19 protein-coding genes are annotated in these 19,011 nt (G+C 32.6%); all 19 read right to left on the reverse strand.

Translation table 11 applies throughout. From position 1 onward, the window contains the following. Positions 1–202: 202 nt before the first annotated feature. Positions 203–1,585, reverse strand: coding sequence for a UDP-N-acetylmuramoyl-L-alanine--D-glutamate ligase (gene murD, locus ACTCDL_RS06335; RefSeq protein ID WP_463175127.1), 1,383 nt, complete (start codon positions 1,583–1,585; stop codon positions 203–205). Between the two features lie 14 nt (positions 1,586–1,599). Next, positions 1,600–2,580: a phospho-N-acetylmuramoyl-pentapeptide-transferase gene (mraY, locus tag ACTCDL_RS06340; protein WP_463175128.1), complete on the reverse strand. Its 981-nt coding sequence runs from the start codon at positions 2,578–2,580 to the stop codon at positions 1,600–1,602. A 12-nt stretch (positions 2,581–2,592) separates the two neighbouring features. Continuing rightward, positions 2,593–3,972 (reverse strand): UDP-N-acetylmuramoyl-tripeptide--D-alanyl-D-alanine ligase, encoded by a 1,380-nt coding sequence (locus tag ACTCDL_RS06345; protein WP_463175131.1) that lies wholly within the window; start codon positions 3,970–3,972, stop codon positions 2,593–2,595. A gap of 61 nt (positions 3,973–4,033) precedes the next feature. Continuing rightward, positions 4,034–5,506, reverse strand: a complete 1,473-nt coding sequence (locus ACTCDL_RS06350) for a UDP-N-acetylmuramoyl-L-alanyl-D-glutamate--2,6-diaminopimelate ligase (protein ID WP_463175133.1) — start codon at positions 5,504–5,506, stop codon at positions 4,034–4,036. A gap of 151 nt (positions 5,507–5,657) precedes the next feature. Beyond that, the gene (locus tag ACTCDL_RS06355; protein ID WP_463175136.1) at positions 5,658–7,739 is read right to left on the reverse strand and encodes a stage V sporulation protein D; all 2,082 of its coding nucleotides are present in this window, start codon (positions 7,737–7,739) and stop codon (positions 5,658–5,660) included. 110 nt (positions 7,740–7,849) lie between these two features. Continuing rightward, positions 7,850–8,356 carry a cell division protein FtsL gene (gene ftsL / locus ACTCDL_RS06360; RefSeq protein WP_463175137.1) on the reverse strand — a complete coding sequence of 169 codons (507 nt, stop codon included), beginning with the start codon at positions 8,354–8,356 and terminating at the stop codon, positions 7,850–7,852. Positions 8,357–8,388: 32 nt separating this feature from the next. Continuing rightward, positions 8,389–9,324, reverse strand: coding sequence for a 16S rRNA (cytosine(1402)-N(4))-methyltransferase RsmH (gene rsmH, locus ACTCDL_RS06365; protein ID WP_463175164.1), 936 nt, complete (start codon positions 9,322–9,324; stop codon positions 8,389–8,391). 453 nt (positions 9,325–9,777) lie between these two features. Continuing rightward, positions 9,778–10,371 carry a LysO family transporter gene (locus tag ACTCDL_RS06370; protein ID WP_463175140.1) on the reverse strand — a complete coding sequence of 198 codons (594 nt, stop codon included), beginning with the start codon at positions 10,369–10,371 and terminating at the stop codon, positions 9,778–9,780. Between the two features lie 2 nt (positions 10,372–10,373). Beyond that, positions 10,374–10,646, reverse strand: coding sequence for a LysO family transporter (locus ACTCDL_RS06375; protein ID WP_463175142.1), 273 nt, complete (start codon positions 10,644–10,646; stop codon positions 10,374–10,376). A 222-nt stretch (positions 10,647–10,868) separates the two neighbouring features. Next, complete coding sequence (locus tag ACTCDL_RS06380) at positions 10,869–12,491, reverse strand: LysM peptidoglycan-binding domain-containing protein (RefSeq protein ID WP_463175143.1); 1,623 nt, start codon at positions 12,489–12,491, stop codon at positions 10,869–10,871. Then, positions 12,478–13,062 carry a hypothetical protein gene (locus ACTCDL_RS06385; protein WP_463175146.1) on the reverse strand — a complete coding sequence of 195 codons (585 nt, stop codon included), beginning with the start codon at positions 13,060–13,062 and terminating at the stop codon, positions 12,478–12,480. The genes ACTCDL_RS06380 and ACTCDL_RS06385 overlap by 14 nt, the downstream gene beginning before the upstream one ends. Next, positions 13,059–13,619 (reverse strand): type IV pilus inner membrane component PilO, encoded by a 561-nt coding sequence (locus ACTCDL_RS06390; RefSeq protein ID WP_463175147.1) that lies wholly within the window; start codon positions 13,617–13,619, stop codon positions 13,059–13,061. Before ACTCDL_RS06390 ends, ACTCDL_RS06385 begins: the two co-directional genes overlap by 4 nt. Positions 13,620–13,624: 5 nt before the next feature. After that, positions 13,625–14,215 (reverse strand): PilN domain-containing protein, encoded by a 591-nt coding sequence (locus ACTCDL_RS06395; RefSeq protein ID WP_463175149.1) that lies wholly within the window; start codon positions 14,213–14,215, stop codon positions 13,625–13,627. After that, on the reverse strand, positions 14,212–15,261 hold the full coding sequence (gene pilM / locus ACTCDL_RS06400; RefSeq protein WP_463175151.1) for a type IV pilus assembly protein PilM: 1,050 nt from the start codon (positions 15,259–15,261) through the stop codon (positions 14,212–14,214). Before pilM ends, ACTCDL_RS06395 begins: the two co-directional genes overlap by 4 nt. A 27-nt stretch (positions 15,262–15,288) precedes the next feature. Next, entirely contained in the window at positions 15,289–16,422 is a 1,134-nt protein-coding gene (locus ACTCDL_RS06405; RefSeq protein ID WP_463175153.1) for a pilus assembly PilX N-terminal domain-containing protein, read from the reverse strand. A 28-nt stretch (positions 16,423–16,450) separates the two neighbouring features. Then, a complete protein-coding gene (locus ACTCDL_RS06410; protein WP_463175155.1) occupies positions 16,451–17,008 on the reverse strand; it encodes a prepilin-type N-terminal cleavage/methylation domain-containing protein in 558 nt (185 codons plus the stop codon). A 4-nt stretch (positions 17,009–17,012) separates the two neighbouring features. Continuing rightward, on the reverse strand, positions 17,013–17,465 hold the full coding sequence (locus tag ACTCDL_RS06415) for a prepilin-type N-terminal cleavage/methylation domain-containing protein (RefSeq protein WP_463175157.1): 453 nt from the start codon (positions 17,463–17,465) through the stop codon (positions 17,013–17,015). A 22-nt stretch (positions 17,466–17,487) separates the two neighbouring features. Beyond that, positions 17,488–18,237: a prepilin peptidase gene (locus ACTCDL_RS06420; RefSeq protein ID WP_463175160.1), complete on the reverse strand. Its 750-nt coding sequence runs from the start codon at positions 18,235–18,237 to the stop codon at positions 17,488–17,490. 68 nt (positions 18,238–18,305) lie between these two features. Then, positions 18,306–18,776: a type IV pilin protein gene (locus tag ACTCDL_RS06425; RefSeq protein ID WP_463175162.1), complete on the reverse strand. Its 471-nt coding sequence runs from the start codon at positions 18,774–18,776 to the stop codon at positions 18,306–18,308. Positions 18,777–19,011 lie beyond the last annotated feature (235 nt).

Here is a 19,011-nt window from a genome sequence, read left to right on the forward strand (position 1 = left end):
TCTAGAATGAAATAATAGAAAGGTAATGTAACACTTTTAGCAATCTGGAATCAGTAGTCAGGAATCAGTTATAAACACTGGTTCCAGATTCCTGATTCCTGACACGAAAATGTCACAATATAACCATTAAATTACACTTTAGACTTGGACACCTATATATATAGTAATCAGTACTATATGAAAGTTTTGAGCTCTTTATTTTTTAACTATCAACTGTCAACTGTACACTGTCAACTGCTCTTACTGCTTCTTTAAATTCTCTTCCTCTTTGCTCATAATTATCAAACATATCCCAACTAGCACAAGCTGGTGATAATAGGACAATACCTTTACCACAAGCTAACTGTGTAGCTACTTTAACTGACTCTTGAATACTCTCAACACGGTAAATAGAGTCATATCCTATCTTCTTGAGACTAGCTTCAATTTTATCAGAAGTCTCTCCTAATAAGACTACACCCTTAACCTTCTCTCTAATAACTTTAGCAAAATCATCAAATTCAGACCCTTTATCCTTTCCACCTGCGATAATAACTAACGGTGGATCAAAGGTCTCTATTGCCTTCATAGAAGCAATAGGATTTGTTCCTTTAGAATCATTAATATATCGAACACCATTGATCACAGCTACCTCTTCAATTCTATGTTCCACCCCAGAAAAGTTCTTTAGGACACCTACTAATATACCTTTACTAGCTCCCATTAATAGAGAACTAGCCACTGCACCTAAAGCATTTTCCAAATTATGAGGTCCTTTAATTCCAATCTCCTTTATATCAATAATCTCTTCTTCTCTTTCTAAAAAATTAGCTACTATCTTATTATCTTTTAAATAAATACCATTTACTAATTTTTCTTGCTGACTGAAAAATATCACTTGCCCTTGAGTATTATCAGCAAATTTTCTAACTATAGGATCATCATAATTTAAGATAGTATAATCATCTTTGGTCTGGTTCATAAGTAACTTTCTTTTAGCCTCAATATATGCTTCAAAACTACCATGGCGGTCTAAATGATCTGGTGTAATATTTAAGAAAAGGCTGATATTTGGCCTAAACTCTTTAATTTCTTCTAATTGGAAGGAGCTAATCTCTGCTATTACAATATCTTCTTTCTCTAATTTAGGCACATCCTGAATCAATGCTCTACCTATATTCCCACCAACTACAGTCTTTCTTCCAGTAGCTTTAAATATCTCCCCAATCAAAGTCGTTGTCGTAGTCTTACCATTGGTACCTGTAATAGCAATTATAGGAGCTTTACAGAAATGATAAGCAAGCTCTACTTCACTAATTATCTCTATTCTAGATTTCCTTGCCTCTTGTAACAGAGAAATATCTGTCGGTACTCCAGGACTGATAATAATCAAATCAGATTTTAGAATTAAATCTAAAGTATGTCCACCTAAATCAAAGTTGACTTTACATCCCTTCAACGCATCAATTTCTTCCTTTAATTGAGCTTCTTGTTTAGTATCAGTAACTATAATCTTGGCACCCTGTTTATCTAAAAACTTAACTGTCTCTACACCAGTTCTCTTACCTAACCCTACAACTGTTATTAGCTTATCTTTTAATTCCATATTATCTTCCTTTCTTAACTCAACTTAGCAAAACCCAATAATCCTACTAATGATAATATAATTGCTATAATCCAAAACCTAACGACAACCTTCGATTCTGCCCATCCACTCTTTTCAAAGTGGTGATGAATAGGAGTCATCTTGAAGACTCTTCTACCTTCTTGATATAGGCGACGAGTAATCTTAAAGTAAGCTACCTGTATCATTACTGAGGTAGCTTCCATTACATAAACTCCACCTATAATAAATAAGAAGAGTTCGGTCTTAGTTAAAACCGATAAAGCAGCTAATGCTCCTCCTAAAGCTAATGAACCTGTATCACCCATAAATACTTGAGCAGGATGACTATTAAACCAAGAAAATCCTAAACAAGCCCCTGCAATGGCCGTAGAGAAGATAGCTAAATCACTAGCTCCAAATTGATATAGAATATATGCATAGGTAATTGTAACTATAATAGTAACACCTGCAGCCAGACCATCTAAACCATCGGTTAAATTCACAGCATTTGAAGCCCCTACTAAAACTACAATAACAAAGGGAATAAATAATTTACCTAAATCAATACTTCGCTGTAGATAAGGAATTAAAATATCAGTTCCTATCTCTAATCTAGTTAGCACGAAAAAAGCCAATATTCCAGCAATTATAATCTGACCCAATAACTTCTGTTTACTAGTTAATCCTTCATTCTGTTTCTTGATTATCTTAATCGAATCATCTAACAAACCCAAAAAACCATATCCAAGCAGTACAAATAAAGCTAGAACAACCTCTTGACTTATCTCACTAATAGCTAAAGTAGCTATTACTACAGCCAAGATGATTATAATCCCCCCCATAGTAGGAGTACCAGCTTTCTTCTGATGACTTTGAGGGCCAACCTTTCTAATACTCTGTCCAAACTTCATTACCCTCAACCAGTTTATTAAAAATGGTCCAGTTAATAATGTGATAATCAACGCTATAGTCGCTGCAAATATTAAGTCAATCATTACTATCACTCCCTAATCCTCTAATAATGCCTGTGAAACTACCTCAAGCTCCATCCCTCTTGAAGCTTTTACTAAAATCGTATCATTAGCAGTTATAATCTCCAATAAAGTTTTTATTAATTTTTCTTTATCTTGATAGATATAGATAGATGAATTGTCCATTCCACTAGCTTTAGCACCTTCTCCAATATAAGCTCCTAATTCTCCATAAGTGAAGAGATAATCTAGCCCTTTTTCAGCAAGAATCCTACCTATATTCTGGTGCTCTTCTACAGCTATATCGCCTAATTCTAGCATATCACCCAAGACAGCTATCCTTCTTTCTCCTCCAATATCAAATAAAGTATCTATAGCCCCTCTCATTGATGCTGGATTGGCATTATAAGTATCATTAATAATTTTAAGACCATCTTCAGTGGTCAAAATTTGACTTCTCATTTTGGTTAATTCAAAATTCTTTAGTCCATCTACTATTTTATTTAAAGAAATATCAAAAGCTAAGCCTACTGAGATAGCAGCCAAAGCATTATAAACATTATATCTTCCTGGAATAGGTAAAATAACAGTCTCTTGATAGTCCATATCCCTTATGACTAATTCAAAGGAGATGGTGCCATTTGCCAAACTGTTTACATCTAAAGCTCTCACTTTATTATACTGCTTTAGACCATAGTTAATAACCTCTGCCTTAGTTAGCCTATCCATATCTTTGACCTTATCATCATCACCATTTAAAATAGCTACTCCACCTTCTTTTAAAGTAGCTATCAACTCCGATTTAGCTTTAGCAATATTATCAACACTCTTTAATATCTCAATATGAGCCACACCAACATTTGTAATTACTCCAATATCTGGCTCAGCTATCTTAGCAAGAAGACCTATCTCACCTAAAGCTCTCATCCCCATCTCAACTACAACAGCTTCATAATTACTATCTAAACGAAAGAGGGTTAGAGGAAGACCAATTTCATTATTAAAGTTCCCCGCCGTCTTTAAGGTCTTATAGCTTGTTGCTAAAACTGCAGAAATCATATCCTTAGTTGTAGTCTTACCTGTACTACCAGTTACTGCAACTACAGTAATATCAAATTTATTTCGATAATAATGGGCTAAATCCTGCAATGCTTTAGTGGTATCTTCTACCTTAATTAAAGTATTATCTATATTAGAATCAACCTCTGTTGAAACTATAGCTACACTTGCTCCTTTAGCAAAGGCATCCATCACAAAATTATGTCCATCAAAATTCTCACCTTGAATAGCTATAAATAAATCACCTTGCTTAATCTGACGAGAATCTATAGAAATATTATCTACTTTTATCTCTTTATCTCCTATAATTTTTCCCGAAATAGCCTTAGCTATCTCCTCTAAATAGAGAGTCTCCAAAATATCACCCCTTTAAGTGTCAGTAGTGTGTTTGTGGTGTTAGCTTTTCCTGACACTCACACTAATCACTCGTCACTGCACTTCTAATCGCTTCCCTAGCTATCTCTCTATCATCAAAATCAATCGTCTTATCCTTGAGTATCTGATAAGTCTCATGACCTTTTCCTACGATAATCACTATATCATCACTCTTGGCAAGATTGATTGCTTTTTTAATAGCAGTGGCTCTATCTTCAATAATAATGTATTCTTCACCTTCTACCTTATCTTCCTCTTCAATCCCCACTTTAATATCATCAATAATAGCCATCGGCTCTTCACTACGTGGATTATCAGAGGTAACGATAGCAAAATCCCCCAAAGTTACTCCAATTCTCCCCATAATAGGTCTTTTAGTTTTGTCGCGATCTCCACCACAACCAAAGACTACTATCTTACGCCCCCTAGTAAATTCACTAGCAGTCTTCAATACATTCTCCATCCCATCAGGAGTATGAGCATAATCTACTATCACCCCAAATTCCTGACCTTCATCTATAACTTGAAATCTACCTGGTACTCCTTCAATCTTCTCAATTCCTTTCTTAATATCCGCTAAGTTAAAACCTAAACTATATACAGTTCCAATAGCAGCTAAAGAGTTATAGACATTAAAGCGCCCTGTCAGGTTTAATTTGATTGCTAGCTTCTCCTGACCAGTTTTTAGATTATAACTTACCCCTTTTTGAGTTACTTCAATATCTTCTGCTTTAAGGTTAGATTCAGAGTTGATGCTATAGCCAACCACTTCACCTCTAGCCTCTTTAATAATAGCTTCACTTCTAGCATCATCTATATTAATTATAGAAGGCTTATCATTCATCTTAAATAATTTAATCTTAGCTGCTAGATAGTCCTCAAATGATTCATGAAAATCTAAATGGTCTTGACTAAGATTAGTAAACACCTGACGATCAAACTCAACTCCCAATACTCTGTCTAACTCTAATGCATGAGAAGAGACCTCCATTACTGCATGGGTCACTCCATCCTCTAGCATCTCAGCAAAGATTCTCTGTAAATCTACAGATTCAGGTGTTGTTCTACTTGCATCCTCCTCTTTATCACCGATCTTAGTCTTAATAGTACCAATCAACCCTGTCTTAATTCCTAACTCTTTTAGCATAGCTTCGATTAAATAGGTAGTTGTTGTCTTACCATTAGTACCTGTTACCCCAACCACTGTTAGCTCTTGAGATGGATATCCATAGAACTTAGCACTTAATTGAGCCAAGACCCTCCTTGAGTCCCCTACTTTAATTACTGGAACCCCACTAACCTCAATATCCTTTTCTACAACAACAGCCTTTGCTCCATTCTCAATTGCATCCATAATAAATTCATGTCCATCAGACTTAAATCCAGTAATTGCTACAAATAAATATCCTTCCTTTACCTTCCTAGAGTCATAAGTTATCCCTGCAATATCTATATCTAGACCTTGATTAAACTCTTGATACTCTAACACTTTAAGTAGTTCCTGTAATTTAAGCATTTTAAGCCTCCCTTTAATTCAGTTAAAAGTTGATAATTGATAGTGTATAGTTAAAAGATTAATGATTATCTTCCAAGAAATTTAACACTCCTAAAAAAACTATCAACTGTAAACTATACACTATCACCTAAAATATAAAGTTTCACAGTTTCTATCTTAACCAAACTGTAATATACTCTCCAGAGTCAACAGTTTTACCTGCTACTGGTCGTTGTTTGACAACTTCTCCAGAGCCCTGCCATTTTAATCGCAAGCCCAAATCACTCATGATATTAGCTGCTTCTCTGACTCTCATCCCCTTTAAATTTGGTACAGTAACTTTATATCTATTTTTGTTCTTCTCAGCACCATCAAAGAATAATATAACTGTACTTCCTTTATTAACAACTACTTCAGGATTAGGAACTTGATCAACAATAACCTTTCCTTCTCCCTCTAATTTCACCTTTAGTCCTTGTTTCGCTAACATCTCTTCAGCTATATTTAAAGATAAATTCTTAACATTAGGAACTTTTACTCTTTTGATACGTTCTTTCTCATCTTCTCCATCTTTCTTATCTTCTTTTGGCGGTATTTCTAGATATCTTACAGCATCTTTAATGACATTATGGAAGATAGGAACTGCTACTTGAGAGGCATAATGAGGCTCACTTGTTAAACCATAAACTACAACTAAAGCAACCACTTCTGGCTTATCTGCTGGAAGCATTCCTATAAAAGAGACATTATACTTCCTCTGCCCATAATATTTGGCTGTCCCTGTCTTACCACCTATCTCATATCCATCTAATTTTGTTGCCTGTCCCGAACCATTTTCAACCACACCAACTAAAAGCTGTCTTACAGTTTTAGCAGTCTCTTTAGAAATAACCTTTCTAATAGGCTCTGGCTCTATCTTCTTGATTAATTTACCATTTGTACTTCTAATCTCTTTAACTAGGTGAGGCTTTAATAATTGACCACCATTTGCCACTGCCGATACCGCAGTTATTAGTTGAATTGGAGTAACTGAAACCCCATGACCAAAAGCCATAGTAGCCAACTCTACTGGTCCAATTTGAGGTAAGGTATACATTAATCCCTTAGCTTCACCTGGAAATTGAATATTAGTCTTTTCTCCAAAACCAAAGGCCTTGATATACTTATAGAAAGTCTCTTTTCCTAGACGTTGCCCTACTTGAACAAAACCAGGATTACAAGAATTCTGTACAACCTCAGCAAAGGTCTGACTACCATGCCCCCCACTCTTCCAGCAATGAATAATCTGACCTGCCACCTCTATATATCCTGGATCAAAAAATTTATCATTAGGATGAACTACTCCCTCTTCTAAGCCAGCAGAAGTAGTAATAATCTTAAAAGTAGAGCCTGGTTCATAGGTATCAGAAACAGCACGGTTTCTCCATAATCCTGGCGAATATTCAGCAAAATTATTAGGATCATAAGCTGGCCGATTTGCTAAAGCCAAAATTTCCCCAGTATTAGGATCCATCATTACAATAGTAGCTGCCTCAGCAGTATGTTTCGTTAAGGCCTTATCTAGTTCCCGTTCCGCTATATATTGAAGTACATTATCTATTGTTAAGTAAATATTATTCCCATCATCAGGAGCTTTATAATCCTTAATTCCTTCTGGAATCTTACGCCCAACTGCATCACTCTCAATAGAGATTCTTCCTGGATTACCCTTTAACTGATTATCATAAGACAATTCTAAACCTTGTAGTCCTTGATTATCTACACCTGAGAAACCTAATAAGTGTGAAGCCAACATCCCCTTAGGATAAAAACGCTTAGTCTCCTCAGTAAAGGTTATTCCATCTAAATTTAACTCCCTAATAGCTTTAGATTGTTCATCATCTATCTTCCTAGATATATATACAGCAGCAGCCTTTCTAGTTATCCTCTTATAGATTTTATCTTGATCTTGATCCAAAATTTCAGATAACTTTCTTGCTGTCTCTTCTGGATTCTTAATCTCTTTTGGTATTGCTACAACAGTATCAGCACTAGCACTAACTGCTAATTCCACCCCATTTTTATCATAAATTATTCCACGCTTAGGCTCAACCTTTAACTCCCTTAAACGCTGTCCTAAAGCCTTCTCTTGATACAAATTATTACTTATAATCTGTATCCATGAAAATCTACCTATTAAAAATAACATTACAGCCATTAAAATTATAAATAAAAAATTAATCCTCTTTTTGGTCTCTAATCTTAAATTTCTCAACTAACTACCCCCTTGCCCAATTATTAGGAGGATTTTATACAGATTTTAACTTCTATTAGTGCCCCCTACTAAAATATATATTTGTTAAGATATTAATTTATAAATAGAGATTATTCATCCAAAGTTCCTGCCTGAACTTGAGATATATTGTTAAACCAAGCAAATATTCTATCTTTAATCCCCTTCTTAGCAGGTTTTGTTTCTTTATCTCTGTTTTTAGCTAGATTTATATCTTTACTTTTATTCTCTTTAGGCTCTGCCATAACGATATAATTTATATCTTTAGGCTCTGCCATTCCCAGCTCATTTTTAGCAATCTCTTCAATCCTTTGCAAAGATTTTAAGCTAGATATCTCCAATTGTAAATAAGCCTTTTCAGTCTTTAACTCATCCCTCTGTTCTTCTAACCTTTCAACCTGAAAATTAAGTCTAGATACCTGAACATACTGATTAATATATATGATGAAAACTACCCCTACTAAAAAGAGCAAAAAGCTATAAAAGAACATCAGTTTAAAGGTATTATTATCCTGCTTTTGTCTGACTTTATGTTGAGCATTCCGTCTAATTCCACCTTGGTGATGATCAAGATATTCTCTTCTAGGTCTCTTTACCAACTTTATTCACCAACCTTCTATTTTAGAACAATTTATCGCTTCTCTGCTACCCTTAATTTAGCGCTTCTAGATCTTGGATTTTGACTGATTTCTTCTGGACTTGGCTCAATTGGACTCCTTGTTATAATTTTGACTTCTTGCCTAGTATCACAAGTACATACTGGGAACTTTGGTGGACATGTACACTTCTTAGCCAGTTCTTTATAGGTATGTTTAACTATTCTATCCTCTAAGGAATGAAAAGTAATAATACTGATTCTTCCCTTTTTATTCAACCTAGACACAGCATCTTTAATAGCATCTTCAATAATACCCAATTCGTTATTGACAGCTATCCGCAAAGCTTGGAAGGTTCTTCGAGCTGGATGAGGGCCTTCACGCCTTGCCCCAACTGGAATAGCTGCTTTAATTATATCTACTAACTGAAAAGTGGTCTCTATCTTATCTTCTTTACGATATTCAACAATAAACTCAGCAATTCTACTTGCCCACCGCTCCTCACCATATTCAGTAATAATCTCTGCTAATGCATCTTGAGATAGATTATTAAGCAAATCGGCTGCAGTTCTACCTCTGTCAGGATTCATTCTCATATCTAAGAGGGCATCATAGTTATAGCTAAAGCCCCGTTCTGGAGTATCAAGCTGATAAGATGATACTCCCAAATCAAAGACAAAACCATCTACCTTATCTATAGCTAAATCATCTAACACATAAGCCAAATTACGATAATTATCTTTGACTAAATCTATCTGAGTCTGATACTTACTCAACCTCTCTTGAGCTGCTGTAATTGCTGCACTATCCTGATCAATACCAATCAATCTACCATTAGAACCAATTCTTTTGACTATCTCTTCAGAATGACCAGCACCGCCTAAAGTACAGTCAACATATATCCCCCCTTCTTTACAATTCAAATAATCTATAGTCTCTTTTAATAATACAGTTAAATGTTCAAATTCCATATCCTTATCACCCATTTCCTTATAGATATTATACAGATTTATTATTTCAATAAACTTTAAAAAGTATAAAAGAATTATATATTTATCTCTAATATCAAAAAACACAAAAAATCCCCGCAATTAATAATAATTCTATACTCAATACTAATCTCCTTTTCTCAAATGGAATAAAATGGACTAAAGGGGATAACAAACTGAGTATAATAAACTTATACTGAAAATAAATTTTAAAAACTTGTAACCAAAACCATTGCTCTCTCATAATGTAAATAGTAAGTTAAACCTACATAAAAGGAGGTTATAATATGAAGATTGATTTTTTATTTGCTTGGTCTAAAAATGAACACGATGATATGAAAGCTGTTGGTGGAGGATTCAAAGTACCTGCACCTATTAAGTGGTTTAAATCACTCTTTAAAAAATAACTCTAAACTTATTATTTTCTAATTACAACTAAATTAACAGGGGAACTAAAACTGGAACAAGTGTAGACAGCACTGCACCACTAATAAAAGCAACTACTGCAATCTCTGCATCATTTACACTTTTAGTGATTAATGGTAAGGTTGTATCCATTGTTGTAGCCCCTCCAGGAGCAATTACTGTAATCTTAGTCCCTAATTTAGCCAGTATAGGGATTAAGACTAATGCAAATAACTCCCTGAATATATTGGTTAAAAACGCTAAAGCACCAATGTCTGTACTATAAGTTTTAGTCAGTATGATTGCAGAAAGGCTATACCAACCAAATCCAGCACCAATAGCAGATGACTCATTAACTGGTAATTTAATTAAAATCCCAAAGAGAATTGCTCCTGTTATACTACCTATAGCTATTAAAACAGGCACTAATATTACCTTAAATCCCAACCTTTTTAGATCATCTATTATCCCTTTATTTCTCCCAATATCTATACCTACTCCCAATAATAAGATAGCTAAAGAGATAGTTGAAACTGAATCCAAGTATTCTATTGATGAAGTTGGGAGAATAAAATAACCAGAAGCAACACCTAATATTATAGTAATTATTATAGCACCTAACATCCCTAATCCTCCCCATTAAACTTAATTTCAAATATAAACAGTAAAATTATACTACCTGATATACTTCCTAATGATAACATCATTGCCTTAAATCCCAAAGCATTAAGGTTACTTACTAACTCTGAATTAATACCGATTTTAACCCCCATAGTAAATAATAATAAAAATAATCCAACTAAAGTCAACTTATCTGTAAAACTATATAAATTCTCTGGTAATAAGCCTTTATAAGCAATTAAAACCCCTATAAGCAAAGACATTACTATCAAACCCATAATAGTTACCCTCCCGAATAATATAAATTGTTTTTAATTAACAATTATTTGCTTATTTTACTTATTAATAACTGCTAAACTGCTTCTGATACTCAGCTATAATTATAACATATCCTTCAATCATCTTGCCAATAAATATAAGAGAGACTTGACTTAAATAAATAAGAAATAAGGCTTGTTACTTAATTAAGTAACAAGCCTTATCCTAAAGAAATTAAATATTTACTCTTCTACTTCCACAGGAAGCACCAACTCGACCCCTTCTTTATTTTGCAAAGCATCTACTCCATTTATCCTCTTAAGATCATCTATAGAAACATTATACTTCTTAGCTATATTATTAATAGAATCATTGGACTTAACTTCATAATAACGATTTTTAGGAACTGGAATCAATAATCGTTGACCTATTTCTAACTTCTCTGGCGAATCTATATTATTATAAACCATAATCTTAGCAAAAGATATCTTAAATAACCGTCCTATACTCCAAAATGTATCTCCATCCTTAATTTGGTACTCATAAGGTTTCAAATTTTTACTGAATAATTCATTTGGTTCTTTAGCATTTATAAGATTTTTATTTTCAGTATTATGGCTCTCTGTTGAATTTTTTTCTGTTGTTTCTCCTTCATTTTCATCAATAATCCTAGGAGTGATAAAGATAACTAGCTCCCTTTTTTCATTAGTCATTTTACGATTTCTAAATAGTTTTCCTAAAATAGGCACATCTCCTAATATAGGGACTTTAGATAATTTCTCAATCTGATTATTAGAAATTAATCCACCAATAGCAATAGTCTGCCCATTTTTAACTCTCACATTCGTTTCAACTTTTTTAGTGTTAATTACTGGCATATTATCAACATAGTCACTAACTTCACTTACTTCAGGTCTAATATCTAAAGAGATATTATTATTATCATTAATTCTTGGGGTAAGTCTTAAAACAGTACCTACATCTCTAAATTCTACTTTTGTTGTTATTTTATCATCCTCTTCTTCTTTGGTGATAATTGGTACTTCTTGACCAATATTAATAACAGCTTCCTTACCATCCATTGTTGAAATTTTTGGATTAGCCAATGTAGTGCTATCACCATTTTGATGTAAAGCAGCTAATAGACTTGTATATGATATTCCTACATCTCCAATTTCAAACACATTCGATTCTTTGGAATCACTACTATCAGCATTATCCCATATTACTGAAGCACCATTTGAAGTAGTTCCTGTAGCAAAACTCCAATCTATCCCCATATTATCTAATTTATCACGGGAAACATCCTCAATTCGAGCTTCGATTACTACTTGTTTACTTGGTTTATCTAAACCTTTAATTACATTTTTTATCTCACCTATTTTATCCTCATAGGCTGTGACTATAACACTTTTGGTTCTATCATCAATCCTGACTGAATCCTCCTTAAGAAACATAGTCAAACTCTTCTTTACTTCCTTAGGGTCGGCGTTCTCTAATTTGAATACTTTGCTAACTTTCTTATCAAAGCTTTCTCTTAAACTCTCAGGGTTACCAATCAAGATTGTATTACCTACAACTCGATAACCCAGTCCATTGGTCATAGTTAATAGCTCTATCGACTTCATAAATGATATATCTTTAAGGTTTACAGTAACTGTTCCCTTTACCGTACTATCTGTAATTACATTCATATTAGCTACATCTGCTAAAGCTCTAAAAGCATCCCTTAAATCAACTCCTTTAAAACTTAAATTAATCTTATCCTCTGCTGCTAATGAAGAATAACTTAGAACAATCAAAGTAACTAATACTACAAAACCAATTACACTTATAGTTCTTCTCTTACTTTTAATTCTCTTCACCTCCAAGAGTATAAATATAATTCTTTCCTTGACTCTCCATAACTATCTTATCATCTTTGATCTCTTTGAGAATTAAACCAGCAAACTCTTCACCAACCTTTATAATCTGAACCAAAGAGTTCTCTTTTCCAAACTTGATAATAGCAACTTTGCTGAATTGATTATTTAATATACCTAGAAGCTCAATATTTCTCACTTTTATTTTATTACCTTCTATTTTATCATCTTCTACCTTCTCTTTTTCAATCTTCTTTAATAAAATTTTAAAAGGGTTTTTAGCTACTACTTTTTCATTATTCATAGTTTTTTCTCTGTTAGTTACTTTAGTTTTTTTAGTTACTTTAGCTTCTTCTAGAGCTATATCCTCTTTAGTCGATAGATCAGCTACTTTAACTGTATTATTCAAATTTTGTTCAAAGTTAATTCGCTCTTCACCAATTTTATAAAAACAGAGTATTCTATAAGTCAATACACTCATACTTGATAAAAATAAAATTAATATTAGAAATAAAATTACTCGTTTATCTTCTAAAATATTTACTATTTTAGAATCCTGTATAGCTAGCTTCACTGCTCTACCCCCTTCCTATCTAGGGCATAACTCACTATGATTATATTAGCCTGTAAATAATCCCCTTCCCTTATCAGCTCAATATTTAGATCTCTTATCCTAGTTATATAACTTAATTGCTTTATCTGGTCTATATAATCAACTATCTCACTATAACTTCCTTGCAACCTTACAATTGTCGGAAATTTGATATAAAGCTCTTCCAGCTCGGTCTTTTGTGGTTGAATACCCAACACTTTAACCCCTGTGTTTAGAGCTACTTGATTTAAATCTATTAGAAATTTGTTCTTTTCATCTCGATTCAAAAATTGATTCTCTCTTTCATTCAATTCTTTTAAGAGTATTTTATATTGATGCTCTACAATATTTTTTTTAGCTAACTTGGCATTCATCGCTTTTAATGATATTATTGATTTTTTTAACCTTGCTTTATCACTGTTCAACTTCTCCTGATATGACTGATATAATCCATATAATGAATAAAGACCGAATAATCCTGCTATTATCAAAAAAACAATTAACAGCTTCTTCTCTCGGGGTTGTAATTTATCTAACAATGACCTCACCCCTTATCCTTTGATTGACTGTCATCTAAACTTTTATCTATTGTCCCATCAATCTCATAATAAAACCCTTCTGCATCTTCATAATCTGTAGAATAATGTATATTTCTTTGATCAAATATCTTCAAATTAATATTTGCAAATATTTTTGATTTTTGGCAATTTTTTATTATGTCTTTTAATTTACTCCCAGATAAAATATAGCCTTCCATCTTAAACTGTCTATCTTCTGTAATATCTAAACTAGTTAACCAAGTATTATTAGGGATCACGCTACTCAATTCCTTTAGTATCATCACCCATTCCAAGTCTTGATTAAATGCTTGATCTAACTTAGTTAATCTCTCTTCTATTTGAGTTTTTTTAACTTCTATTCCCTTTAAACTCTTTAGTTGATCATTGATATCTATTATCTTTCCTTCAACAACAGCCATCTTCTCTTCAAGAGTCTTTTGTTCTACTACAATACTTAAAACAAAAGATGATCCAAATACTATTACAGTCAAAATACTAAATATAAGGATTAATACCATCATTCTCTCACTAATAGTCTTTGACCTTGGATAATCTGGAGGCAATAAATTTATCATTTTTCATCATCCTCCCTAAGAGCTAATCCAATACTCACACCTAATAACTGCTCTACTTCTGATAGATATTTATCACTGACCACCTCTGAGCTGAGATAACCTAACAAATTCAACTTGTCCACACTGATTTCAAACTCCTTACTTAAATACTCAGCAAAACCAATTAAATTGGCTCCACCACCTGTAATAATTAACTTGTCAATATCAAAACCTCTATATTGTACCTGAAAATAATCTAAAGACCTATAAATAGATGTGGTCAAATTTCTGATAATTAAATTAATATCCTCCTGCTCAAATAAATTAGTACTTATTTTATAACTCTCAGCCTCTTCAAAAGAGCATTCCTGCATCTCAGCAATATCATTGGTTATACTCTCTCCACCCAATCCTATATTTCTAGTAAATAACAACTTCCCTTTATCCAAAATTGAGATATCAGTAGTATTTGTCCCAATATCTATCACCCCAATAGTCCCCGCCAGCCCCAATCTGCCAATAGTTCTAGCTATAGCTGCTGGTTCTATCTCGATTGCTACTGGCTCTAGCTCCAATGATTTAAAGAGAGTTAGGTACTTATTAATTAATTTTTTATTTACTGCAATTAATAGGACCTGATATCTATCATCTTCAGCTTGACTTAAAATCTCATACTCTAAAACTACATCTTCAATTCGAATCGGTAGTTTTTCACTTGCCTCCCATTTGATTGCTGCAGCCAATTCCTCTATAGGCATCACAGGAACATCAATCATCCTGCTAATTACCTGCTCTCCACTGATTGCTGCAACAACCTTTCTAGCTTGGAACTCCTTCTCTTTTAAAAGCTGTCTTAATAACCCTTCTAACTTAATTATGTCATCTAAATCTCCATTTTTGACAGCACCTTCTGGAACAGGGCTAATAGCTAAATTATTTAAGACTATCCCCTGCTTATTAGTGCTGACCTCAGCTAATTTAATCGATTGATCACCAATATCTAATCCAATTATATTGTTGTTATTAAATAATCTAATTTTTTTCTTTAGAGTAGTTAATAATCCCACTATTTCACCTCGCTTTGTAATAAATAATTAGTTTTCTTTCCAAGAAATTATTTCTAAACCATTACTGCTATTATCTCCTTCTGAATGGGATAATAATCCGTATTTTTCTAAAATAGATATATAAGAATTATCGAAGGTTAAAGTAGTATTGTTCTTAAAATTAACTCCATTTTTAGCTGCTACAGTACCTGTTATATTAGAATTATTCTTAATTTCACTAATATTACCTTTTGAATATAACAATCCATTCTGCATGGTTAGATTATTCTTTAATATTATATTACCTGTAACTATTACTATATAATTTTTTATATCAGTATCATTTTTCAATTCCAAATTACCATCTACAAATAATATTCCACCTTCACCATCAGAAATCAAATCCAAATTACCTATATAAATATTCTCTCCACCCATATAAACAACTCTGTCTCCATTAATTTCAATCTTTAAATCAAGACCTTTTTTGGTATTAAGTTTATTTTCAGATACAGGATAATCCTCATCTTTTATTTGTTTTAAATAATTAATATCAAAATCAAAAAATGATAACTTATCTTCTTTATCTACATTTATATATTTACTATTATATAAATCAGAAACTTCATAGCTATCTTCTGGATTATTTGGAGTGTCATGTACATATAAATGTACACCCGAAGTTACATTTCCCTTAGTATAGATGCCACCTCTTCCTAGTTTATCAATATATAAATCAGTATTATTCTTAAAAGTAACATCTCCTTCTGAAAAAACTGAATAATCAAAAAGACCACCATATCCACTACTATTACAGATAACAGTTATTGTCTTAGTAATATCATTAACTTCACCATGAGCCTCAATACGATAATCATAGTTTGAATCCTCACCATCAGTGATTTTATAATATGAATTAGTCTTATCTAAAGCAGATTGTTCATCATCAGAAAGAGTTAATGGTTGATTAACACCTAATTGTATATCTCCAGCCTTAATATCATAGATTGCCTTTTCTATACCTGCTTCTGCTATGTAATGAGCTTGCATCTGGTCTTTCTCAGTTGACGTCGCTTTAATTTCATTTACTATAGAATTTGAAATTCCAATTGTTAATACAGATAAAATAACAATAGTAAACAAAGTAAGAGCTAAAGCTGACCCTTCCTCATTTCTTAACATTCTCCCTCCCCCCTTTCGTAAATAAGGTTTAATTTAACAATCTTAAAAAAAACTTATCTCGAACACTATAGTTATCAATATCTTCTTTATTAGGATTTTGACTAAAATCTATTTTAATTTCTAATTCTTTTTTACTATCATTAAAAACAAATTTTAAATTTTTAACTAATCCTTTAGCAAATACTCTATTGGTATCTCCCCAATCATCTGGCCAACCATCATCATTATCATCTGTAATTGGTGTAGCAGGAATACTCCAGTAATTAATACTATTCTTATTGTTATCATATTCATATCTTTTATATTTATCAGTACTATCCTCTATATCCCCATCACTATTTGTATCTACTTTAATTTTTATATAAGTAGTCCCTGCATCAATCTCCATTATTTGCCGTAAATCTTTAGGCAATCTTAACAGTATTATCCTAGCCTCAGATTGTAGAGATAGTTTTTCTCTATTAAATTTTTCTGTTTTCCAACCAGTAATCAATAAATTTCCTGCAATAATTCCGATAATTCCCAAAATACTTATTACAATTAGTAATTCAACCAAAGTAAACGCCTTATCACTAGTGTATTTCATAACATCACCTTTTTGTTACTAAAGTTTTTAACTCTACTTTTTGTGAATTCCCTCTTCTATTATTCCACAAAATCTTAACCTTAACTTTCTTTAAATCTTCACCACTATAATTTTCTAACTTAACACTTATATCAAAATCAGGATGACTATCCAAAGTAAATGTTAATAAATTACTTTCTTCACCTTCTACAGTAATATCATCAAGATTTTTTAATTCACTTATTAAATTAGTAATAGTAAAGTCGTAGGTGTTTAGTGCTATACTCTTTACACTTTCAATAGTCCATCTAGCCAAAAATAACGCTTCAGAATATTTCTCATCATCATCAGTTGTTCTAATACTATTAATTAGAAATCCTAATATAGCTACCAAAACAACAGTTAATATTAGAATTACCACTACTACTTCAAGTAAAGTAACTCCTTCTTCCTGATTAAAATCAACTTTGAAGGGCATACTTATCAATCCCTCCTATCATTTATATTAAATTGAATAATTCCAAATACCAATCAATAATCTCTTCTCCCCACAACATCATCACTAAAGCTCCTACTGAAATAAAAGGACCAAAGGGGATTCTATCCTTTCTTCCTTTAACTTTTGTTAGCATTAAGCCTCCACCAACAACAGAACCTATCAATGCTCCCAAAAAAATGGAAGCTACACCATACTTAGCACCTAAAAAAGCACCTACCATCGCTATTAATTTAACATCTCCCATACCCATTCCACCTTTGCTGATAATTGCTATTAAAAGTAAGATAGCTGCTGGGATTAAAGCACCTAATAATACAGAGTAGATAGATTGATTTAAACAGAAGATACTCAAAATAAAACCTATTATAATTCCAAAATAATTAATCTGATTAGGGATAATCAGATACTTGAAATCAATCAAACTAACTACTATCAATAAACAACTTAACACTATAAATATTAATAATTCAATATTTAAATTATATTTCCAATATAACAGCAAAAAAATAATTCCTGTTAGCAATTCCACTAATGGATACTGCCACGAAATCTTCTCTTTACAATAACGACATTTAGCTCCACTGAACAAGAAACTAACAACAGGAACTAAATCCCAAATCTTTAAATTAGTCTGACAATTTGGGCAATGAGAAGACGGAAAAACAATCGACTCTCCGTTAGGCACACGATAAATTACTACATTTAGGAAACTGCCTATGATTAAACCCAAGATAAATGTTATTACTGACATTAACCTCACCCTCCCCTTAAAGAAAATCAAATTACCATCATAGGAATATTCCTATGATGGTAATTTGATTATTTACCACTTGGAGCAGTATAATCTACAGTACTTTCTGCAACACTAGCACCATTCTTTTCACTTAATGTTATTGTTATTTGTTTCTTACCATCTTTATCCTTAAGAACTATTGAACCATCAGCATCTTCACTAGTAGGTTTACTATAGCTTACCAACTTAACTGCTCGACTAGGAGTTAATTTCATAGTCATCTCTCCATTACTAGGAGAATTAAACGCAGATAATTCATCGTCATTGTTAACTGTAACTGTTGGATATTCACCATACTCAGAATAAAATGTCTCAACAGCACTTTTAACAGAAACAGCAGTGCTCTGTAGAACAGAATCTATAGCTTTAGTCCTAGCACCAGTTATTCTAGGAATAGCCACACCTGCCAAAATTCCCAATACAGCAATAACAATCATTAATTCAATTAAAGTAAAACCTTCCTCAGCTTTCATTCTTCTTCTCAATTTGTTCATCATTTTCTACACTTCCTCTCATTTTTTAATCTTGCAAACTAAATATAAATAATAATACCGCTAAATGCTCAAGATTTTCCTGCCATCACCCCCTTCCCAGTAGCAATTAGTGAATAATAAGTAGAGTTATTATACTAATATATCATACGCGTTAACTTAGTCCATAATTTGTTAAAGTAAAATTTACATTTATAAAAATAGAAAAATGAGAGAACCTTTAGGTGACAACCCTAAAAGG

The organism is Orenia sp. (assembly GCF_055140805.1).